Genomic DNA, 21,581 nt, shown 5'->3' with positions numbered 1-21,581 from the left:
AATATGTTTCCAAAAGGAATCCTTACCCCCTCCAAAGGAAGAGGCACGGGATCAAATTGGCATTTGACATAGTGCACGCTGTTGAGTTCTCAAGAATCGGACGCTTCTCGTTTCCGGCCTATTCGACCATCTCCCGAGAGCAACCTCTCTAACCTACATCAGGTTTGGAACCTTGTCAACTTGGGCTGTGCGAGATTCGCAATTGCCACTGGACATTCCAGTTCCTGATGTTCAGTTTCGTTGTGCTCCTTCAAGCCGATTTCCCGGCCGCTCGGAAGCAACCTGTGTAACTTACCCTCGCGGCGATCCTGGGGTCAAACCAGGCCACACCCCGGGCGTGTCGCGCACCACACGAGTCACTGGCTCGGCCGTTGAGTGCCGAGCAGGAACGCCGAGCCGACAGACGACGCCCGCATGACGGAGAGCGAGTCAGCTCCGAGAAGACGCATCCGCCCTCACGAGACCGTGGCGCGCAAATGCGTCGAAGATGCCGTTCTCCAGCACCGTTGACGTGACTTCATCCGCGAGCTCCTGCAGCTCAGGAGCAGCGTTGCCCATCGCGACTCCGACGCCGCACACCTCGAACATCTCGACGTCGTTCCAGCTGTCGCCGATGCCGATGGCATCAGCACGGTCGAGTCCGAGGTGCTCGAGCACCTTGTCGATCGCGGCGCCCTTCGTCGTCCCGCGCAACCCGATCTCGCCATCCGAACCACCAGGCAGGGGCATGCTCCCGCGCACGATGTGGAACCGCTCGCCGAACTCCTGCCGCGCGCGCTCCACAGCACCGGCTTCCTCGGTGAAGAAGACGGCCTTCGCGATCTCGTCGAGCGGGGCATCCTCGATCGGCTCTGCAGAAAAGCCGGCCTGCGGCGACGTCTGCGGCTCCGGCTTGTCGGCACGGGCAGCCGCGAGGTGCTCCTGGATTGCAGCTCGAGTACGGGCCGAGGCGTACACCCGCCGGTTGGTCTGCAGGAGGTAGTGGAGATCGTGCTCCTCGAAGTGGGCGAGCAGTGCGTCGAGCTCTTCCCTCGGCATGGTCTCTCCGTGCACGAGAACGTCACCCACCATGGCGAACGCACCCCCGTTCGTCACGGCGCCGTCGAAGCCGATCTCGAGAACCGACTCAGGGATGTGGCCCGCTGCTCGCCCCGTGCACAGGTAGACGAGATGGCCGGCGGCGCGAGCCTCCCGAATCGCTCGAACGGTGGAAGGCGCGATCCGGCGACCGTGGTCGAGGATCGTGCCGTCGACATCGAGGAAGGCGATCTTGGGAGTGGACGAGCGTTCTGGCATGTGACCTCACGATGATTCAGCGGAGAGGGGACTCGGCCACACAAGCCTATGCCGCCCGGAACGCAGAGGTTCCGGACGGAATGTCGAGGAGCGTGCCGGAACGCGACGCACTACGTCGGAATGCGGAAGTGCGGTCTCAATGCAGGAAGGCAACGAGTGCAGAAAGGCACCGGGAATGCAGAAGACGCGGAATGCAGAAGACCCGGCGGCCAGAAGGGCAACCGGGTCTTGATCTGTAGCTGGAGAGAGATTCGAACTCTCGACCTCACGATTATGAGTCGTGCGCTCTCACCAACTGAGCTACCCAGCCATGGGTGTCGAGGATGCTTTCGCACCCACGATCAGAGCCCCGAGTCGGGTTTGAACCGACGACCCCTTCCTTACCATGGAAGTGCTCTACCACTGAGCTATCGGGGCAAGATGCCAATCGAGCTTGTGGCTCGGAATGGCACCAGATGAGGATAGCACCTCACGGAACCCCGTGAGAACACCACCCCCGTGGTGTGCCGCGTGTTACGCGCCGGCGCTTTCGCCGGGCATCGTGACGACGGTGGAAACGTTGTTGAACTGCGTGAGGAACGCGATCGGGTCGATCTTGTTGCCGTCCGCCGTGTGCACCTCGAGGTGCAGGTGAGGGCCAGTCGATGCGCCCGTGTTCCCGACCTTGCCGAGCTCGTCGCCGACCTTGACGACGTCGCCGACCTTGACCCCGATGGAGCCGGTCAGCATGTGACCGTAGACGCTCTCGTAGCTCTGCCCGTTGATGACGTGCTGCACGATGACGTGCACGCCGAGGCCGCCGTTGTCGGTCGGGGTGACGCTCGTGACCGTGCCGCCGGCGATCGCGCCGATCGGCGTGCCCTGCGCAGGTGCGAAGTCGATGCCCATGTGGTTCGTGCTGCCGATGCCGCCGGGCGAGACGCGAGGACCGAAGTCGTCGGTGATGGCGACGCCGACCGGGAAGGGCCACTGGACCGTCGCGGACAGGTCGTTCTTGTAGGTGCCGCGGTCGACGAGGCTCATGAGGTTGGCCGCCGTGGCCGACCCCATGGTCGTGACGGCGTAGGCGTCTTCGCGCTCGACCGTGGTGGCTTCGCCGCCGGCGACCGTGAGGGTCTGGCCGGGGACCGAGGAGACGGCGTCGGCGAGCGCTGCTGAGCTGTCGCCTGCGACTTGGTCTTCCTGCGTGGAGGTGGCGTTCGCGGGCATCGTCGAGACGACGGCGATGGTTGCGGCGAAGCCGAGCGCCGTGACGCCAGCTGCACCGCGGAGGAGCGCGCCGCGCTTCTTGTGCGACTTCTCCGAGTTCTTGACGCGGACGAGTCCGCGACGGCCTGTCTTGCTGTCGACCTCGGGGCGGAGCGCCTCTTCGTTGCGAGCGAAGCTCAGCGGAACCTCGAGCACCGCGACCGAAGCCCGCTCGATGCGTGCCGTCGACTCGGTGTCGTCCGAACGGATCTGGGCAACCTCGGCGATGCTCGGCGTGGAGATGGATGCCGGGGCCGGAGCGGGTGCGGAGACGACCGGAGCAGTCTCGGCCTGGCCGGCCGAGACGATCTTCGGCGCGAGCGCTGCCGTGATGACTGGGGCCGACGCGACGGGAGCCGTCGTGCGCTCCGCTTCACGCCGAGCGCGGCGCGAGCTGAAGGCCTCTGGAGTTGCCGCCGGTGCGATGGTCGCGAGCGATGCGAGACGCTCTGCTTCGCGGAGTTCTCGACGGGTCATGGGCGCCGGCAGAGCCTGCTCCTGGCCCGATGTGAGAAGGGAAGTCAACGATTCATATCCTTACCGCGGTTTATAACGAACTGGTAAATAGTAACGCGCAGGTCACGGAAACTTCAAGGTCTCCAGGGAATCCTACGCGGTCATGGCCGACCGAGGCGACTGCACCCCGGGCCGTCTCGCCCGGAATCACGCGGGAGAGGAGCAGGAAGGGACTCACCGGATCTCGTCCGAATTCACCCCGTACCCGGGCGAGCCGAGTTCAGTCTGGGCCGTTACCAACCATGCCGAGCCGTCAGGAGCCACGTGGAAGAGGGAGAGCTACTCGTCCGCCAGGACCGAGACGTAGCGCATGAGCTCCTGCTCCAACCCCGGCCTCGCGGCGATGATCAGCCGACGCCCTTCGCGCCCGAGCCCCTCACCCACGACGACCGCTCCAGCCTCACGGGCGACCAGAGCAGCTCCGGCGTGATCCCAGGGGTTCAGCCCCGACTCGTAGTACGCATCCAGCCGGTTGATCGCGATGTTGCAGAGGTCGAGGGAGGCGGCGCCCACGCGGCGCAGGTCGCGCACGCGTCCGGCCAGCGTCATCCACTGCTCCGCCTGCTGCACCCGGCGCTTGGCGGAGTAGCTGAACCCCGTGCCGACAAGCGCGAGCTCGAGAGGAGGGGCAGCATCCACGTGCAACCGCTCGCCGTTGCACCACGCACCCTGACCTCGCACGGCCGTGAAGGCTTCGCGCCCCTCAGGATTCACGACGGCCGCGGCGAGGGTCGTGAAACTCGAGGGCTCCGACCCCGGGTCGCCGACGACCACGGCGACGCTCACCGCGTAGTTGGGGTACCCGTATAAGTAGTTGACGGTGCCATCGATGGGGTCGACCACCCAGGTGAGCCCCGTCGTGCTCGCAGACGCATCCGATTCCTCGCCGAAGAACCCGTCGCCGGGGCGCAGCCCCTCGAGACGACGACGGATGTGCGCCTCGGACTCCCTGTCGGAGGCGGTGACGATGTCGACCGACGACGACTTCGTGTCGGCGACGGCCACTCCCTCCCGACGGCGAGCAGCGACGAGCTCGGCGGCCTCCGTCGCCACTGTCACCGCGATGTCGAGGAGCCCTCGGAGCTCTTCGGGAGTGAACTGGTCGGCGTCGTGAACGGTCTGAGCATCGTCGAGTTCTGGCACGCCCTGGAGCGTAGCAATGCCTGCCTCCCGTCCCATTTCTGTGTTTATCTTTGCTTCTCTTGTTTTACGTCCGTTTGCCGCGTACGCTCTCCACCAGAACCAACACCCGGATCGCACAGGAGCATCCATGTACGCAACGGAGCGGCACGCGCTCATCCTCGAACGCATCACGCAGCACGGGAAAGTCGCCGTGCGAGAACTCGCGAGCGACCTCGACGTCACCCCCGAGACAATCCGCCGAGATCTCGACCAGCTCGAGCTCGAGAGCCTCGTCAGGCGAGTCCACGGCGGCGCCGTCGGCAACTCCCTCGGCAGCCTCGCCGAGACCGCAGTCGCCGAACGCCAGCCCCTCAACCACGACGCCAAGGTCCGCATCGGCGAAGCCGCAGAGCGGCTCATCCCCCGCGGATTCAACGGATCCATCCTCATCGATGCCGGAACGACGACCGCCGAGATCGCCGCCGCCCTCGTCCGACGCCCCGCCGACGAACTCGCCAAGCTGCAGGTCATCAGCAACTCGCTCCCCATCCTCGCGCTCCTCGCCGCACGCAGCGAACTCACCACGATCGCCATCGGCGGCCGCGTGCGAGGCCTCACCAGCGCCGCCGTCGGCCCCAGTGCCCTCACGCAACTCGCCGCGCTCCGCCCGGACCTCGCCTTCATCGGCACCAACGGCATCAGCGCCGAATTCGGGCTCAGCACCCCGGACCCCGACGAAGCAGCGGTGAAATCCGCCATGTGCCGGGGCGCCAGACGCGTCGTCGTCGCCGTCGACGCCTCCAAGTTCGACCAAGACGCCCTCACCCACATCGCAGCGCTCTCCAGCGTCGATGCACTGGTCACGGACCAGCCCCCGCGAACGGCACTCGCCGCCGCGCTCACCGAGAACGACGTGGAAGCAGTGCTCGCATGATCGTCACCGTCACCGCCAACCCGGCAATCGACAGAACCCTCGCCCTCCCCCACGAGCTCGCTCGTGGGGACGTCCAGCGCCTCACCGGAAGCGAATCGCAGGCAGGCGGCAAGGGCATCAACGTGTCCCGCGCCCTCCGCGCCTCCAAGCTCGACAACCTCGCCGTCTTTCCGGCCTCCGCCGACGACGACTTCACGAACCTCGTCGAAGCCGAAGGCCTGCGGATGCTGCCCGTGCCCATCGAAGGCAGAGTGCGCACCAACTTCGCCATCACCGAGAGCGACGGAACCACCACCAAGCTCAACGAGCCAGGGCCCCACCTCAGCGCAGACGAAGCAGACGCCCTCGTCGCAGCTGTCATCGCAGCATCCCGCGACGCCGAATGGCTTGTCCTCGCAGGCTCGCTGCCACGTGGCCTCGACTCCTCCTTCTACGCAGCCCTCATCGAGGCCGTCCGCGCAGAGCTCGGCGAGGCCGCACCACGCGTCGCCGTCGACAGCTCCGACGCACCGCTCAAGGCGCTCCTCGCATCCGGCACCCGCGTGCAGCTCATCAAGCCGAACGCCTTCGAGCTTGCCGAGCTGAGCGGCATCGCCGACGGAGACGCCCTCGAAGCCGACCCGCAGCTCGCCGCCGACGCGGCAGGCTGGGCCCTCGAGAACGGAGCCGACGCCGTCCTCGCCACCCTCGGCGGGGCAGGCGCCATCTACCGCGACGCAACAACCAGCCTCTTCGCCGCCCCGCCACCCACTCGCGTGCGCAGCACCGTCGGAGCGGGCGACTCGTCGCTCGCCGGCTACCTGCTCGCGAGCGTCACCGGGGCACCCCCCGAACGCGCCCTCGCCCAAGCCGTCGCCCACGGAAGCGCCGCCGCTTCCCTGCCGGGCAGCGGAGTCCCCTCCCCAGAACAGACACGACCGGACCTCGTCCGCATCACCCACCTCGCAAGCAGCACCAAGGAGAACGCATCATGACCACCTACATCACGCCAGGGCTCGTCGCCCTCGACGTCGACCTGGGTGCGGACAAGACCGATGTCATCCGCAACCTGGCCGAACGCGTCGTCTCGCAAGGCCGCGCGACCGACGCAGCAGCGCTCGCCGCCGACGCCCTCGCCCGCGAGGAGCAGGGCGCCACGGGCGTCCCCGGCGGTATCGCCATCCCCCACTGCCGCTCCGGCGCCGTCACCGAGGCCACCCTCGCCATGTCGCGCCTCACGCCAGGCGTCGACTTCGGCGCTCACGACGGCCCGAGCGACCTCGTCTTCTTCATCGCTGCCCCGGACGGCGCCCACGACGAGCACCTCCAGATGCTGTCCAAGCTCGCCCGCTCCCTCATGGTCCCCGAGTTCAACGACTCGCTGCGCGCCGCGACCACCCCGGAAGAGATCGTCGCGATCGTCGAGAAGGCTCTCGAGCCGGAGGAAGAGAAGCCAGCAGCGGCAGCCGCACAGGCAGCCCCCGCCGCGGGCGGCGCATCCACCGGCCCCGTCATCGTCGCCGTCACCTCCTGCGCCACCGGCATCGCCCACACCTTCATGTCCGCGGATGCGCTCACGGCGAAGGCCAAGGAGATGGGCATCGAGTTCTACGTCGAGCCGCAGGGTTCCTCGAAGGTCACGCCGCTCGACCCCGCCATCATCAAGCGCGCCGACGCCGTCATCTTCGCCAACGACGTCGACGTGCGCGACCGCGGCCGATTCGCCGGCAAGCCCGTCGTGCAGTCGCCCGTCAAGCGCGGCATCGACCACCCGGACGAGCTGCTCAACGAGGCCGTCGCCGCCGCCAACGACCCGAACGCGAAGCGCGTCCCCGCAGCGGATTCCAGCGAAGCCTCCCAGAACACCGCAAACGAGAGCGTCGGCGCCCGCATCAAGCGCTGGCTGCTGACCGGCGTCAGCTACATGATCCCGTTCGTCGCAGGTGGTGGCCTCCTCATCGCCCTCGGATTCCTCCTCGGCGGCTACGACATCGTCAGCGATGGCCGCAACACGGACATCATCCTGCAGAACTCCCTCTTCAACCTGCCCCCGGACGAGGCAACCCGCTCGGGCCTCCTCGTCTACCTCGGCGCCGTCGCATCCGCCATCGGACAGGCCTCGATGGGCTTCCTCGTGCCAGCCCTCGCCGGCTACATCGCCTACGCCATCGCGGACCGGCCAGGTATCGCACCCGGATTCGTCGCCGGTGCCGTCGCAGGCATCATGGGCGCCGGCTTCATCGGCGGCATCGTCGGTGGCCTCATCGCAGGTGGCGCGGCCTACTGGATCGGCTCGTGGAACGTACCGCGATGGATGCGCGGCCTCATGCCCGTCGTCATCATCCCGCTCATCGCCTCCATCATCGCCTCCGGACTCATGGTCATCCTCCTCGGCGGACCCATCGCAGCCCTCACCAACGGCCTCAACAGCTGGCTCACGGGCCTCACCGGCGCAAGCGCGGTCCTCCTCGGCATCATCCTCGGCACCATGATGTGCTTCGACCTCGGAGGCCCCGTCAACAAGGTCGCCTACGCATTCGCCGTCGCAGGCCTCGGTGCTGGTTCGTTCGACAACCAGGCACCGTGGATGATCATGGCAACCGTCATGGCAGCCGGTATGGTCCCGCCGCTCGCCATGGCACTCGCAACGTCCATCGCGCCCCGCCTCTTCTCCCCCGTGGAGAAGGAGAACGGTCGCGCGGCCTGGCTGCTCGGTGCCGCCTTCATCTCCGAAGGCGCCATCCCGTTCGCCGCAGCCGACCCGCTGCGCGTGATCCCCGCCAGCATGCTCGGCGGCGCGGCAACCGGCGCCATCACCATGGCCATGGGCGTCACCTCGCAGGCACCCCACGGCGGAATCTTCGTGTTCTTCGCCATCGGCAACCTGCTCTGGTTCGTCCTCGCCATCATCATCGGCATGGTCATCTCGGCACTCACCGTCGTCGCCCTCAAGAAGTGGGTGCGCAAGGCGCCGGTCGACGCCGACGTGCCGGCCGCCGCATCGCTCCAGGGCGAGATGGCGCACTAGTCCACGACCGCCGGGTGCGGAGGCCAACGCCTCCGCGCCCGGCCCGCACGACTTCTCGGGATGGGTTTCGCGCTTCGGGATGGGTAGCTTCCCATCCCGAAGCGCGAAACCCATCCCGAGAGTCGTTGGTCACGAGGCCGGGCCCGCATCCACTGTCACGTGGATGCGGGCCCGGCCTGTCTCTGCTCGGAGCTCGGCGGTCAGCTCTCCCTGGTGTGCGGTTGCGCGTCACGCCCGTCGACCTGCGCGTCGATGGCAGCCTCGTCGGCTTCGCTTCCGATCGGCGTCCGGTCGATGTCGGGGACGCCGTCCTCGTTCATGTCGTCGTTGCGAGCGCGCTTCGCGTCGTGGCGCAGTGTGATCGCGGCCAGCACCGCCGCGAGGAGGCTGCCGCCGAGCACCGCGAGCTTCGCAGCCGCCGTGTGCTCCGAGTCGGGGAACGACAGCTCGGCGATGAGCAGGGAGACCGTGAAGCCGATTCCGGTGAGGAAGCCCACTGGGAGCAGGTCTCTGACGCCAATCGCGTCGGGGAGGCGGAGCGGTGTGAGCTTCACGACGAGTGCGGTCATGCCGAGCACGCCGATGAGCTTTCCGAGCACGAGCGCCGCTGCGATCGCGACGAACACGGGCTGGGAGAGCACCGCCCCGAGCCCATCTCCATCCACGATGTTCACTCCGGCGGCGAAGAAGGCGAAGACGGGCAGTGCGAAGCCCGAGGAGAACGGGCCGATCTTGTCGCCGAACCGGTGCGTGCGCGAATCGGCTTCACCGTGGATCTTCTTGGACGGCACGCAGAAGCCCAGGAGCACTCCCGCGATGGTCGCGTGCACGCCTGCTTCGTGCATGAGCACCCAGGCGACAAGGGCGATCGGCAGCAGCAGCCACCAGGAAGGCCGCTTGGAGCGGACGACCAGCAGGAAGACGGCGACGGCGACGAGCGATCCGAGCAGCGCGAGCAGGTTGATGCCCGCCGTGTAGAAGATGGCGATGATGACGATCGCGAGCAGGTCGTCGACGACCGCGAGCGTCAACAGGAAGGTGCGCACTCCGCGTGGAAGCCCTCGCCCGAAGATGGCGAGGACTCCGAGTGCGAAGGCGATGTCCGTCGCCGTCGGGATCGCCCAACCGTGGAGCGCAGAGGTATCGCCGAGGACGGACACCGCGATCACGTAGAAGATGGCCGGCATCGCCATTCCCGCGACAGCGCCGAGAACGGGGACGGCCGCTTCCTTCGGCTTGCGGAGACTGCCCGAGACGAACTCGTGCTTGAGCTCCACGCCCACGGTGAAGAAGAAGACCGCGAGCAGGCCGTCGGCCGCCCACGTGGCGAGCGACAGGTCGAGGTGAATGGCGGCGGGCCCGATCGTGATCGCGCTGAGTGCCTCGTAGCCGCCACGCCACGGCGAGTTGGCCCAGATGAGGGCGATTGCGGCGGCGAAGAGGAGAAGCGCTCCCCCAGTGGTCTCGCGCATGATCCACGCGTTCAGTCGCGCGAAGCCTGTCGGTCGTGTGGCAGGTGCAGTCATGGTTCTCCTGACGTCTGAGACCGGCCGGCGAATCCCGACTCGGCCGCCGACCAGACTTCCCGGCACACCGAGAGTAGATCCTACCGCCAAGCGCTGCCCGCCGAAGCGCCGCTCCGGAACACCTCGCCGGAATCGCTGCCAGCCGAAGTGCCGCTCCGAAGGCGGCGTGGAGGGCACTTCGGCGGGCAGTGATCGCCCTGGCGGGGCAGTCGCCGCGGCTAGAGGCCGCGCGTGAGGACCTCGTCGAGCGTCGCCACGAACCTGTCCGCGCTCTCCTTCGTGAAGCAGAGCGGGGGCTTCACCTTGAGCACGTTCCCGCGGTCGCCCGTTGGCTGCACGATGACGCCGAGCGCGAGCATCCGGTCGCAGAGCGCCTGCGTCTCGGACGTGGCGGGCTCGAGGGTCTCGCGGTCGCGCACGAGCTCGATGCCCTGGTAGAGCCCCCGCCCGTGCAGCGCGCCGATGAGCGGCTGCCGTTCGGCGAGCGCCACCAGCTGCTCCCGGAGGTAGCCGCCGACCTCGTGCGCGTTCTCCTGCAGGCGGTCGTCGCGCATGATGTCGAGCACGGTCACGCCGAGCTTCGCGCTCAGCGTCGAACCGCCGGCCGACGAGAAAAAGGTGCCCTGGTCGGCGAGGGCCTGCGCGATCTCGGAGCGCGTGATGACGGCACCGAGTGGATGCCCGTTGCCCATGGCCTTCGCGACCGTCACGACGTCGGGAACGATCGGATCGCCGCCCGGCCCCGCGTGCTGCTCGAAGCCCCAGAACACGTCGCCCTGGCGTCCATAGCCGACCTGGACCTCGTCGGCGATGACGGCGCCCCCGCCGGCGCGTACGGCGTCGTAGACCGCGGCGAGGTAGCCGGCGGGCACCTCGATGGCGCCAGCGTTGCCGTTGCGGGGCTCGGCGATGAACGTGCCGATGGGGGTGCCGGCCGCGGCGAGGCGCTCGATCTCGGCGATCGCGTCGGCCGCATAGCGCTCGCCGGCGTCCGCTCCGCGGTGGGTGCCGCGGTACGCGTTCGGGGCGTCGAAGGCGTGCACCCAGGGGGCGCGGAGTTCGGCGGCGAGGGGGTTGTCGGAGGTGGAAGTCGAGACCGCATCCGAAGCGTAGGACCAGCCGTGGTACGACTCCTCGACGCAGGCCACGTCGTCGCGGCCCGTGTAGGCCTTCGTCAGCCGCAGCGCGAGGTCGACGGCCTCGGTGCCGCTGTTGACGAGCAGCACGGTGTCGAAGCTGTCCGGGAGCGTCTCGAGGAGGCGCTCGCTGAACTCGGCGACCGACGCGTAGTTGAACCGCGAGTTGGTGTTGAGCATGCGCCACTGCTGTGCCACCGTGTCGGCGAGCACGGGATGCCCGTGACCGAGCGCCGTCACGTTGTTGACCATGTCGAGGTAGTGGCGGCCGTCGGTGTCGATGAGCATCTCGCGCCAGCCGCGCTCGATCTGCGGCGGATGCGCGTAGTAGTGGCCCTGCAGCGGCGCGTAGGCGTCGAGTCGCGCGCGGAGCGTCTCGTCGGCCCCGGCCCCGCCGACGCTGCTCGGAGCGAGCCCGATGAGCTCGCTCGGGTCGCCGAGGACGGCGAGCCAGGCCGGGAACTCTTCGGCCGTCACGAAGCGTGGCAGGGGCGCGGCGGCGGCATCCAGTGCGGAGACCTCGCCCGCCTGGAGCGTGACCTGCGCCCAGCCCGCGATCTCGGCGAACGGCTCGCCGGACTCGAGTCGAGTGGGCGCGGAGGCGCTCTCGCCGTCCAATGCTCGCGCTTCCGTGAGCCCGCGGGCTCCCGCGATGACGAGAGTGCGCGCGCCGTCGGAGATGGTGACGTGGCCCTCCGCCGCGGAGACGAGCCCGCTGAAGGGCGCCGTGAGCGCGAGGTCGCTCGCGCTGTACAGCTCCACCCCAGTCGCGACGTTGACGGGCGCATCGTGGGAGACGCCGAGCGAGCGCGTGAGGCGGGCTTCCCCGAAGCGGGTCGCTGCGACTCCGCCGCTGCGGGCGGCGAGCAGGAGCAGCTGCGCTTCCGCCTCGGCTCCTTCTTCCCCGAGCCAGGAGCCGTCGCGCAGCGCCGTGCTCGTGTGGTCGAGGGTGATGACGCGGGCGCGGCGGGCGAGGTCCGCGTCGAGGAGCGTGGCGCCGCCGTCAGACGAGGAGCTGGGGCCGGCTGCGGCCTCGCGGCCGAGGGCGCGGCGGATGGCGGCCGTCGCGGCCCGCGCATCCAGGGCCGCAGGGACGGCGAAGATCGTCCATTCCCGTTCGAGGGCTGCCTCGGCGTAGTCGTTGCCCTCGTCGATGGAGACCTGCTGCAGCCCGCTGACGACGAGCGCCGCGCCGCGGAGCACGATGAGCGGCCAGAGCGCGTCGATCTCGGCGTCGGTGAGGGGCACGACCGCGTCGAAGGCGCGGATGAGTGGCAGCACCGCGAGTGGTCGCGCGGGGTCGTGATGGAACACGGCCGTGCAGGCCACGGCCAGCTCGGCGACGCGCCATCCGGTGCCCACATCGCCGAAGTCGATGATGCCGGAGAGCTCGGGGCGGCCGAGCACGCCGGAGGTCGCGACGAGGTTGTCGTCGGTGAGATCGCCGTGGATGGCCTGCAGAGGCAGCTCGTCCTTCAGCGGCGCCAGCGCCGCGGCGGTCGCCTCGAGCGCGGCGAGGACAAGCGCCTGCCGCTCGGGGTCGGTCACGTGGCCGATGAGCTCGTCGACCAGCCGCTCGCCGACGCGAAGGTCCCACTGGAGCTCGCGCTCGAGGCCGGGATGCTCGAAACCGTCGAGCGCCTGGACGACCTGGCCGACGAGCGTGCCCATGGCTCGGATGGTCGCCGCCGAGAAGTGCTCGAAATCGATGAGCGGCGTGCCGTCGACGAAGGTCAGCAGGCGGATGCTGTGGGGCGCGCCGTCGACGTCGGCCGTCTCGATGTCGAGGCCGGCGAGGCTGGCGACGGGGGCTGGCGACGGGTGGCCCGCGGCGTGCATGCGCCGCATAGCCTCGTTCTGCGCCTCGATCTCGTCGCGGCGCACCGCCCGGTTGCTGACCTTGAAGAGCACCCGACGGCCGGCGGGCTGCGCGGGCGAGGCTGGCTCGGTGAAGAGGAAGTTGCGGTCCTGCTGACTGCCGAGCTCGCGCACCTCACCGGAGACCCCGTAGAGCTCAGCTGCGAGGCGCCGAACCTCGTCGATGGCGATGTTCGGGCGCGGCAGGCCCTCAGAGAACGATGAAGGACCTACGTGGGATTCGAGCATGGCTACTCCTCTTCGAGTCGGCGACCGGCGAGCGGTCAGATCAGTGCAGTGCGAGTGGATGGATGCGGGCGCCGCCGCGCGTGACGGAGGTCTTCACCGCGCCAGGCCGCGCACGAGTGCGGCGAGCCCGAGCTCGAAGGCCGGGCCGGCGACGGGGTCGTCGAGCCCCTCCTTGGTCACGCGCGCGACGGCGGAGGCGAAGGCGGGCACCTCGGTCTCCTGACCGCTCGGGTCGAAGAGCACGCTCGGGCCAGACATGTCGAGCACCGAGCCGAGGATGAACGACTCGTAGGCCGTGAGCATCCGCACGATCTCCTCCTCGGGCCAGCCCGCGGCGAGCGCGCCCCTCGTGAAGCTCTCGTGCACGCGGAGGATCGCGGGAGAGCGCACCTGCGACGACATGAGGAGGGGAATGCTGCGCGGATGCGCGGCGAACGCGTCGCGGTAGGAGTGCGCCCAGACGAGGACGGCGTCCTCCCACGGCAGCCGGTCGAATGCCTCGCCGTCGATGCGGCCGCAGATGCGCGTGCGCACCTCCTCGATGAGCTCGAGGCGCGAGCCGATGTGGTTGTAGAGCGACGAGGGGGCGACGCCGAAGTGCGACGCGATGCGGCGCATGCTCACTGCCTCGGAGCCCTCCCGGTCGATGAGGCGCACGGCAGCGTCGACGATGCCGTCTTTCGTCAGGATGCTCGTTGTGGGTCGCCCCATGTCTCCGCCTTTCGCTGCGTCGAGGCTCAGCGGCCGGTTCCGGGGCCCGCTGCTGCCGCTCACGCCGAGAGCTCGCAGAACGGATTCGTTCCGCAGCCCGGATCCTGCGTTTTCCCACTCTAGTGCCATAAAACGAACGGTGTACGTTTATCTCCTGCCGGTTCCACGAGCGGACCACCCTCGCCGGCGGCGCGCGGAGCCCAGCATCCGTGAATCACGCAGCGCGGTCGTGACTCGCCGGGCCAACGCTCGTGTCGTCCGGGTTGTCCGAACCATCGCCCCGATAGAACAGGACGCTGGTCAGGACAGAGGCGACGAACATTCCTGCACTTATGGACGCGACCGCTGCCCAGTCAAGGCCGAGGAACGCTTCCCCGAGGACCCCAGCGGCGAACAACGCTTGGATGATCGTCTTCAACGCGCGTTCTCCGGCGTAGTCCAGGAAACTGATGGACCAGTATTTCAACATGATGCTCCCTTTAGATCTTTGAGATGTTGCGGCCCCGGCAGAGGTGGCCTCGCCTCACTTCGGCAGGTGAGACGGCCACACCGGAGGGGGCGGCTCCTTGCCGTCCCAAATGTGGGCGCGCAGCTCATGGGCGTGCGTGCGGTACCCGTCCACGTAGGTATCGAGCCTGTTGAGGCGCTCGACATCGGATGCACGGATGGCGGCCTGCTGCTCGCGGTAGCTGGCGAGCTCTTCCTGAAGTTGGTCGACGAGGTCCTGGGCGTCCGCCCTGCGCGCTGACCGCCCGGCCGTCGCATGCCCGAAGATGGCACCGACCGCAGTGAAGCCCGCCGCTATGGCGATAGCAGCCTCTGGCCCAACCCAGCCGATCATCTGATGCCTCGGATCTGCGCCGCGAGCTCGAGCAGTTCGCGCTCGCCGCTCAGCGCACTGTCGTCGGCATTGCCTGCGTTGATCTCCTGCCACATCGCGAAGAACTCAGCGAATCCCAACCTCACGATCGGGCGGCCGGTCAGCTTGACGATGCCGGATACGGCCTCGGGGCTCCCCGTCCACCTCACGAAGTTCGCGGTGACGATGTACTGGCGCCCGAGTTCGGGCACTTCTGCTATCCACATTTCCTTGTCCTGTTCTGCGTTGCCTCTGCCCCCTTCGCTCTCATTTGATCCGCCCGCGGCGTGGATCTTCGCGAGCTCCACAACTCGATCGAGGTCGATACCTCCGGGGCAGACAGTCGCGTAGGAGCCGCCGTGCCTCTGGAAGACTTCTCGATGGCCGAGCACAGCGACACGATCGATGGGGAAGCCGAAGCGCTGCGCGCAGTCCGCGACCAGCGATGCCAACGACGTGTAGCTCGCCTCAGAGATCGGCCAGCCACTCGCGTCCCCCGTGCGTTCGTTGCACACCTCCACGGTGATTGCCCTGGCATCCCACTCAGGGCTCGCCAGCGACCACGCGCGGAGTTCTTCGGGCACGACGCCGACGATCTGCTGATCTTTGATCACGTAGTTCGAGCTCACTTCGCGCGATCTGGTGCCCATCATGCTGAGCACAGCGGAAAGTGACTCGGTTGCAGCGTGGTGCACGACGAACCGGTCGACCTGCACGCGTCTGGGGCCGAGCTGATCGGCGTGCGGTGAGCTATTCGTGGTGAGTTCTGAGAAGGTCATTGAACGCTCTCGATCGTTGGGCTCTGCCCAGTGACGCGGGCGAAGGCCCGTGGGGGCCGGGGCGATTGCGGCGCCCCGGCCCCCACGAGTTCCGTCGAACTACTCAGCGGTGCCGAGCTCGCGGTAGACGGAGAACATCCACGCGAGGTTGTCCTTGTGGACGGTCTCGATCGCGTCCTGCCCTGGGATGATCCCGAGGATGTTGAGCGAGTTGAGAGCTGCGGGGCTCGGAACGTGCCAGTAGCCTCCCGCGATCGGGTTGACCGCGTAGATAGCACCGGTCTGCTCGTTCTTCAGGAGCCGGAACCCCGTGATCTTCTTGATCGCGGCCACATCGGCCTTGAGCTTGTTCTGTTCTGCGTCGGTCAGTGCCATGAGGAATCCTCCGTTGTTGTTCTGCTGGATGCCGATCGCCAGGTTGACGAGTCGGTCGAGGTTGATGCCACCGGGGCACGCGGTGGCGTACGAGGCGCCGTGGCGCGTGTACACCTCCTTGTGCCCGATGACGGTGTTGCGGTTTATGGGGAACCCGTACCTGGTCGCGCAGTCGGCGATCAGTCGTGCGAGTGATTGATACGAGGCCTCCGAGATCGGCCAGCCGGATGCGTCCCCGGTTGCCGAGTTGCAGGTCTCGACGGTGATCGAGCGCCCATCCCACTCGTCGCTGCCGAGCGACCAGGCCCGGTGCTCCTCGGGGACGACACCGACGATCTGGGCGTCTTTCACGACGTAGTTCGCGCTGACCTGTCGCGAGCCGGACGACATCATCGCGAGCACGTTGGCGAGCGATGAGTCGGCCGCATGGTGCACGACGAAGTGGTCGACGGCCCGCGAGCGGGCGTTGAACTGGTTGCCGTTGCCGGAAGTCGAGGTCGTGAGCTTCGAGAAGGTCATACGCGGCGCTCCTCTCTCTTCCGCGAGCGGTGCGCCCGCTGGTAGCTGCGGGTCACTCGGGGGTGCCGAGTTCGCGGTAGACGGAGAACATCCAGGCGAGGTTGTCCTTGTGGACCGTCTCGATCGCGTCCGCTCCGGGGATGATCCCGAGCATGTTCAGCGAGCTGAGGGCGGCGGGACTCGGGATGTGCCAGTAGCCTCCCGCGATCGGATTGACCGCGTAGGTCTCCCCGGTCTGCTCATTGCGCAGGAGTCGGAACCCGGTGATCTTCTTGATCGCGACCACGTCGGACTTGAGCTTGTTCTGTTCGGCATCGGTAAGTGCCATGAGGAATCCCCCTTCTTCGGGAATGTTGACGAGAGGCGGGCCGACGATTGCGGCATGCCATGATTCGGATGCGATGGTCTGGCCGAGTCCGGCGAGGCGCATGTACTCGGAGCGGACGGCCATGTTGTTGGTGTCCCAGTCGACGGCTTCGCCGCGACCGTGTGGTGAAGTGCCGGGGTACGCCGCTTCCGGCGTCTCCCCGCGGTTCATGCGACCCCACTGGAACCACTGGTTGGAGCCGCCCGTCGAGGTCTTGGACTCGACGAGGACGTATTGGTCAGCTGGGACACCGACGGGGCGGTAGCCCTCGGTGATCTTGAGGGTGAACCCCCTCGAGCGGACCTGTGCTGCGACCCAGCGGACTCGGCGTGCGAGATCTCTGGTGAACAGGTGCCCCTCGACACTGACGAGGGTGGAAATATCCATTGATGCCTCCTTTGGGCATGGGAATAGACGGGTATGCCGATCAGCCCGTTCGGTCGATCGACGGGACGGGCACGAGTGCCCGGAATCAGTTCGCAGAATGCGAACGGATGCACGCGAGAGGTGACGCTTCACCCTGCTCTGCGTGGACGTGATCCATGAGGATCAGTGCGACGGCGGTGACTCGCACACCGCTGGGGCTCTCCGCGTCGCTGGTGCTCGAGCTACCCGGTGGAGCTTCGGCCGGCGCCGCTGTGGTGCGGAGTCAGCATCGGACTGACCGGGTCGTCATCGGTCATGAACTGACTGGGCGAGATGCCGAGTGCTTCCGCGAGGAGCAGGAGCTCCCGAAGACCGAAGTGGGCGCCGAACGCGAGTTTCCTGTTGATGGTCGAGTACGGGATCCCAACCTGCTCGGCCACGAATCTCCTGGATCGACCGGTCTGGTCGATCGTCTTCTTGACTCTCACTGCACACCCCCTTGGTCCGTCGTTGCTCATATGAACAATCTACATACCCAAACGAACATGCACAAGCCACAGGTGTTACCGGATCGAGCATTGCTGTTGCTGATTTGGGGACATAGACTGCCCTTATGAACATGCAGCAGCGAGCGGAGACGTTCACGACCTATGTGGGACTCGCACTCAAGGGCGCCATCGTCGAGCGAGGAATGAGCGCAACGCACGTTGCGACCACCATGAAGCGCTCCCCTGCGGCCTTCAGCCGGTGGCTCAACGGCCACGTGGCCATTCCCCTCGCGGTGCTCTACGAAGCCAGCGAGATCGTCGGCGTCGACCCAGCGCAACTCGTCGAGAACGCCCACCGACGACTCACCGCAGCCATGGGCGCCCCTACAGCCACAGTCACCCCCCTGGCCGAGGCGTCTGCGCGGCGCACGAAACGCGCGGGCAGCGAACCCGTCTCAGTACAGCCATTCGCGGCGCACAGCACCGACATCGGCGGAGACCTCGACGACGACCTGGTCTGAATGTCGGTGGCCCGTCGCACGATGGACACATGACCAACTGGGAGCCATTCGAGTGCGCACGTGATCTGGGAATCAGCGTTCAGTTCTGCCGTGAGCTCGGTGGGGACCTCGGGCGCTGGTACCCGAAGCAGACCACGATCCTGATCCTCGACTCACTGCCGTTCTTCATCGAGCGCTCTGTTCTCGCGCACGAGATCGCTCACGCCGTGCTCGGCCACGACTCCTCGACCCCGAAGGCAGAACGGCAGGCGGACCGGTGGGCGGCTCGGAGGCTCATCAGCATCGAGGACTTCCGGGCCGTCGCCGCTCAGTCGCCTGATCCGGGGCAGTGGTGCGTCGATCTGCAGGTCACACCGCGACTCCTCGTCACCGCAGCAGATCTCTACGCTTCGCGACGCCACGCTCGCCACGACGCCGCCACCGGCGAGGCCGAGCTCGCTGGCTAGGCCACGAGCCGGCCCTGCCTCCAGAGGAGCATCCGCTCCCAACGAAAATGGGCTTCTCGGTTCGGGATGAGGAAGAACCCATCCGGAACCGAGAAGCCCATTCCGAGCCTCTCCTGGAGTTTCGCGCTACGCCAGTTCTTCCGCGAGCTTCCTGGCTCCGCGGACCGCGATGGCGACGCTCATGAGGGTGGGGTTCATGGTCGTCGCGGTCGGGATGAGGGCGTTGCCGCCGACGTAGAGGTTGTCGATGCCCCAGACGCGCGAGTACGGGTCGGCGACGGTGGTGCCGTCGTCGTTCGCGCCGGCGCGCATCGTGCCCTGGTAGTGGAGGCTCGAGCCGTTGGGGAGGAGGCGCGGCTCGGCGATGAACGTGCCGAGCGCCTCCCCGGCCCGGCGCAGGTGCGCCTCGCCGTCGGCGATCTCCGCCTTCTCGACGTCGGTGAGCGCGTACTCGACGGTCATGTTGGGGAAGCCGCGGTAGTCGAGCTCGTCGTCGTGGAACGTGATGCCGTCTTCGACGCGCGGGTGCTTGCGCATGCCGTACCCCATGTTGACGTAGCCCCAGCGGTTGCCGGCGTGGGGGTGCGCGGGGTCGAGCGGGAACGGCGGGTTCTCGGCGTACATGACCTGCAGGGAGAAAGGGTGGTCTGGCTCGGAGAAGGGGATGCGGTTGACGGCACCCACGGGGTCAGCCGGGTTGAGGGCGCGGCGGGCGAGCTCCTCCTCGAGGTCGGCGTCGGTGGCAAAGCGGCTCATGCCGGCGGGGTCGAGGGCGACCGTCGAGATGACGACGGGGTGCTCGGTGAGGTAGCGGCCGAGAGCTGCCGGGCGGATGCCGGATGCCCAGAGGAGCTGCGGGGAGCGGAACGCGTCGGCCGCGACGACCACGGCGTCCGCGGGGAAGAAGCTCGTCGCTCCGGTGCGGAGGTCTTCGACGGTGACGCCCGTGACGCGGGCGTCTGCTCCATCGCCGTCGCGCTCGACGCGGCGCACGAGGTGGAGGTCGCGCAGCTCGAAGCGCTCGGCGAGGGGGTTGCCCGCTTCGACGAGCGGCCCGAAGACGACGTCGGCGCCGGCCCAGCGGACAGTGCCGTCGGGCTGCGCGTCTCCCGCCACGGGGAGCGTGCCAGGGCCGAAGCCCTCCGGCAGCTCGGCGGCGAACTCCTCGGAGAGGATCGAGCGGATGGCGCCGCCGACGCCGGAGTCGGCGAACGCGGCGGACTGCACGTGCAGCAGCCGCTCTGCGTTCGCGAGCAGGTCATCCCACTCGCCGCTCTCGATGAAGTCGACGCGTTCGCTGAACTCGGGGGCCGGGGTCGCGCAGGTCCAGTGCGCGCCCATGCCGCCGACGTTGGTCGACGCGGCCGCCGCGGGGAACGTGTCCGTGTGGGCCGACCCCTCGCCGCCGAAGTCGAGGAGGTGCGTGCCCTGGCGGGCCGTGAACATCCCCTCCACAACGGCCGATCTCGGAATGCCCAGTGAGTCGCGGAAGTCGCCGGCCTGCGGCCCCTGCGACCGCTCGCGGGCGCGCTCCTTCTCGGCGGGGTCGGCGATGTTGCGCACGCTCTCGCCTGGGATGTCGGTGAGCTGGGGGCCCGCCTCGAACATGGTGACGCGCACGTCTGGGTTCTGCTCGAGGAGGGTCCGCGCGTAGGCGGCCCCGATGGGTCCGCTGCCGACGATCGCGACGACTGGATTGGTGGTCATGTGCTTCCTCCTTGGAAGAGCGGCTGGTGAGTGGATGCGGCGGACGCGGTCAGGCGCGCGACGCCGGGAGGCTCTGCGGTTCGACGACGGGGATGCTCCCCGTCTCGTTGGACAGGCGGCCGGGCGGCAGCAGCAGCGCCGCGACGAAGCCGACGGCGTAGGCGATCGAGAGGCCGATGAAGATGGGCGCGAACACGTCGCGGTAGATCTCCGCGACGGTCGCCTGGAAGGCGGGGTCGCTCGCGTGCACGAGCTGCGGGGTGAGGTTGGCGGCGTCGAAGCCGATGGGGAGCAGCGCCGCGACACCGGCGCCGATGACGCCGCCGATGATGGCGGTCGTCACGGTGGAGCCGACCTGGCGGACGATGTTGACGCTCGCGGTGACGGCGCCCGTCGCGTTCTTGGGGGCGGCGCTCTGCACGACGGCGACGATGAGGCTCATGAAGGAGCCCGTGCCGAGTCCGACGCCGAACATGACGACCATGGGCACCCAGAGCGGGAGCCCGACGGGGAGCGTTGCCATGATGAGCAGGCCCACCGCCCCGAGGGCGGTGCCGACGATCGGGTAGACGCGGTAACGACCCGATCGGCTGGCGAGGAAGCCCGTGAGGAGGTTGCTCACGAGCATCCCCATGACGGTCGCGATGGGCACGAGCCCGGAGACGGTCGCCGTGGTGCTGTAGGCCATCTGCACGTAGGTGGGCAGGTAGGCGGTGATGGAGAAGAGGCCGACGCCGATGATGGCGGAGAGTGCCGTGCCTGCCGCGACGGTGCGGTTCTTGAAGATGTGCAGGGGCACGACCGGGTTCTCGGCGCGCACCTCCGCCCAGAAGAAGAGCGCGAACGACGCCAGGGCGACGCCGAAGGCCGAGAGCGCCGACGTAAGGAGTTCCGCGTCGGAGACCCAGCTCACGCCGAGCACGAGCGCGACGAGCGCGATCGTGAAGGCGAGCGAGCCGAGCACGTCGAAGCGCGGGGCGGACGTGCGGGGGATGCTCGGGATCGCGACGAGCGCGAAGATCAGCGCGGCGACGCCGACGGGGAGGTTCACCCAGAACACCCACTGCCAGCCCCAGTTGTCGGCGATGAGGCCGCCGAGCAACGGGCCGATGAGGATGGCGACAGGGAACGCGGCTCCGATGACGGCCATGTACTTGGGCCGGGCCCTCGGGCTCGTGACCTGGGCGATGATCGTCTGCGACATGAGCTGCAGGCCGGCCGAGCTCATCCCCTGGAAGACGCGGGCGACGATGAGCAGGCCCATGTTCGGCGCGAAGCCGCAGGCGAGCGAGGCGAGCAGGAAGAGCACGAGGGAGGTCAGGAAGACCGCTCGGGGGCCGACGATGTCGCCGAGCTTGCCGAGCACGGGCAGGAGGACGGTGCTCGCGAGCGTGTAGCTGACGACGACCCAGCCCATCTGGTCGAGCGCGCCGAGGTCACCGGCGATGGTCGCGAGCGAGGTCGACACGACCGTGTGGTCGAGCGCGCCCAGGAAGGAGACGGTGAGGAGGGAAGCAACAAGGAGGCGGAGTCTCGCCGGTGAGAGTGGCAT

The 21,581-nt window shown here is 68.0% G+C and carries 19 protein-coding genes and 2 tRNA genes; 5 read left to right on the top strand and 16 right to left on the bottom strand.

Annotated features, from left to right (window positions below):
* Positions 1 to 429: 429 nt before the first annotated feature.
* The 5 genes from C5E06_RS15065 to C5E06_RS15045 all read right to left on the bottom strand — a co-directional run bounded on the left by C5E06_RS15065 (position 430) and on the right by C5E06_RS15045 (position 4,203).
* The gene (locus C5E06_RS15065; protein ID WP_104307441.1) at positions 430 to 1,296 is read right to left on the bottom strand and encodes a Cof-type HAD-IIB family hydrolase; all 867 of its coding nucleotides are present in this window, start codon (positions 1,294 to 1,296) and stop codon (positions 430 to 432) included.
* A gap of 236 nt (positions 1,297 to 1,532) precedes the next feature.
* Positions 1,533 to 1,606 (bottom strand) — tRNA-Met (locus tag C5E06_RS15060).
* Between the two features lie 35 nt (positions 1,607 to 1,641).
* Positions 1,642 to 1,713 (bottom strand) — tRNA-Thr (locus tag C5E06_RS15055).
* Positions 1,714 to 1,809: 96 nt separating this feature from the next.
* Entirely contained in the window at positions 1,810 to 3,069 is a 1,260-nt protein-coding gene (locus C5E06_RS15050) for a M23 family metallopeptidase (protein WP_146080600.1), read from the bottom strand.
* 270 nt (positions 3,070 to 3,339) lie between these two features.
* Positions 3,340 to 4,203 carry an inositol monophosphatase family protein gene (locus tag C5E06_RS15045; protein WP_258062978.1) on the bottom strand — a complete coding sequence of 288 codons (864 nt, stop codon included), beginning with the start codon at positions 4,201 to 4,203 and terminating at the stop codon, positions 3,340 to 3,342.
* 127 nt (positions 4,204 to 4,330) lie between these two features.
* Here C5E06_RS15045 and C5E06_RS15040 point away from each other — a divergent pair, with 127 nt between their 5' ends.
* Genes C5E06_RS15040 through C5E06_RS15030 form a run of 3 tightly spaced genes read left to right on the top strand, consistent with a single transcriptional unit; the run spans position 4,331 to position 8,123 of the window.
* Entirely contained in the window at positions 4,331 to 5,116 is a 786-nt protein-coding gene (locus tag C5E06_RS15040; RefSeq protein WP_104239761.1) for a DeoR/GlpR family DNA-binding transcription regulator, read from the top strand.
* The gene (locus C5E06_RS15035) at positions 5,113 to 6,090 is read left to right on the top strand and encodes a 1-phosphofructokinase family hexose kinase (protein ID WP_104307440.1); all 978 of its coding nucleotides are present in this window, start codon (positions 5,113 to 5,115) and stop codon (positions 6,088 to 6,090) included. The genes C5E06_RS15040 and C5E06_RS15035 overlap by 4 nt, the downstream gene beginning before the upstream one ends.
* Positions 6,087 to 8,123 (top strand): fructose-specific PTS transporter subunit EIIC, encoded by a 2,037-nt coding sequence (locus C5E06_RS15030; protein WP_104239763.1) that lies wholly within the window; start codon positions 6,087 to 6,089, stop codon positions 8,121 to 8,123. The genes C5E06_RS15035 and C5E06_RS15030 overlap by 4 nt, the downstream gene beginning before the upstream one ends.
* Before the next feature lie 200 nt (positions 8,124 to 8,323).
* Here the strand turns inward: C5E06_RS15030 and nhaA are convergent, their stop codons facing one another.
* From nhaA to C5E06_RS14985, 9 genes are all read right to left on the bottom strand, one after another.
* Complete coding sequence (gene nhaA, locus C5E06_RS15025) at positions 8,324 to 9,649, bottom strand: Na+/H+ antiporter NhaA (RefSeq protein ID WP_104307439.1); 1,326 nt, start codon at positions 9,647 to 9,649, stop codon at positions 8,324 to 8,326.
* A 218-nt stretch (positions 9,650 to 9,867) separates the two neighbouring features.
* Positions 9,868 to 12,891, bottom strand: a complete 3,024-nt coding sequence (locus C5E06_RS15020; protein WP_104307438.1) for an aminotransferase — start codon at positions 12,889 to 12,891, stop codon at positions 9,868 to 9,870.
* A gap of 93 nt (positions 12,892 to 12,984) precedes the next feature.
* A complete protein-coding gene (locus C5E06_RS15015; RefSeq protein WP_181063000.1) occupies positions 12,985 to 13,602 on the bottom strand; it encodes a TetR/AcrR family transcriptional regulator in 618 nt (205 codons plus the stop codon).
* Between the two features lie 214 nt (positions 13,603 to 13,816).
* Positions 13,817 to 14,071, bottom strand: a complete 255-nt coding sequence (locus C5E06_RS15010) for a holin (protein WP_104307436.1) — start codon at positions 14,069 to 14,071, stop codon at positions 13,817 to 13,819.
* Positions 14,072 to 14,125: 54 nt separating this feature from the next.
* Positions 14,126 to 14,443 carry a hypothetical protein gene (locus tag C5E06_RS15005; protein ID WP_104239768.1) on the bottom strand — a complete coding sequence of 106 codons (318 nt, stop codon included), beginning with the start codon at positions 14,441 to 14,443 and terminating at the stop codon, positions 14,126 to 14,128.
* A complete protein-coding gene (locus C5E06_RS15000) occupies positions 14,440 to 15,240 on the bottom strand; it encodes an N-acetylmuramoyl-L-alanine amidase (RefSeq protein WP_104307435.1) in 801 nt (266 codons plus the stop codon). The genes C5E06_RS15005 and C5E06_RS15000 overlap by 4 nt, the downstream gene beginning before the upstream one ends.
* Before the next feature lie 99 nt (positions 15,241 to 15,339).
* Entirely contained in the window at positions 15,340 to 16,134 is a 795-nt protein-coding gene (locus C5E06_RS14995) for an N-acetylmuramoyl-L-alanine amidase (RefSeq protein WP_104239770.1), read from the bottom strand.
* A gap of 52 nt (positions 16,135 to 16,186) precedes the next feature.
* The gene (locus tag C5E06_RS14990; RefSeq protein WP_104239771.1) at positions 16,187 to 16,888 is read right to left on the bottom strand and encodes a hypothetical protein; all 702 of its coding nucleotides are present in this window, start codon (positions 16,886 to 16,888) and stop codon (positions 16,187 to 16,189) included.
* Positions 16,889 to 17,109: 221 nt separating this feature from the next.
* On the bottom strand, positions 17,110 to 17,355 hold the full coding sequence (locus C5E06_RS14985) for a helix-turn-helix domain-containing protein (protein ID WP_104307434.1): 246 nt from the start codon (positions 17,353 to 17,355) through the stop codon (positions 17,110 to 17,112).
* A 125-nt stretch (positions 17,356 to 17,480) separates the two neighbouring features.
* On the opposite strand from C5E06_RS14985, the gene C5E06_RS14980 reads away from it, so the two are divergent.
* Together C5E06_RS14980 and C5E06_RS14975 are read left to right on the top strand one after the other, a co-directional pair.
* Complete coding sequence (locus C5E06_RS14980) at positions 17,481 to 17,876, top strand: helix-turn-helix domain-containing protein (RefSeq protein ID WP_104307433.1); 396 nt, start codon at positions 17,481 to 17,483, stop codon at positions 17,874 to 17,876.
* A gap of 29 nt (positions 17,877 to 17,905) precedes the next feature.
* The gene (locus C5E06_RS14975) at positions 17,906 to 18,322 is read left to right on the top strand and encodes an ImmA/IrrE family metallo-endopeptidase (protein WP_104307432.1); all 417 of its coding nucleotides are present in this window, start codon (positions 17,906 to 17,908) and stop codon (positions 18,320 to 18,322) included.
* A gap of 126 nt (positions 18,323 to 18,448) precedes the next feature.
* Here the strand turns inward: C5E06_RS14975 and C5E06_RS14970 are convergent, their stop codons facing one another.
* Positions 18,449 to 20,029: a GMC oxidoreductase gene (locus C5E06_RS14970; RefSeq protein WP_104307431.1), complete on the bottom strand. Its 1,581-nt coding sequence runs from the start codon at positions 20,027 to 20,029 to the stop codon at positions 18,449 to 18,451.
* Between the two features lie 49 nt (positions 20,030 to 20,078).
* Entirely contained in the window at positions 20,079 to 21,581 is a 1,503-nt protein-coding gene (locus C5E06_RS14965) for an MFS transporter (RefSeq protein WP_104307430.1), read from the bottom strand.

It is taken from the genome of Pseudoclavibacter sp. RFBI5 (assembly GCF_002931395.1).
Lineage (GTDB): Bacteria > Actinomycetota > Actinomycetes > Actinomycetales > Microbacteriaceae > Pseudoclavibacter.
Note: the sequence above shows the minus strand (reverse complement) of the source record. Positions and strands in the feature narration are given on the sequence as shown.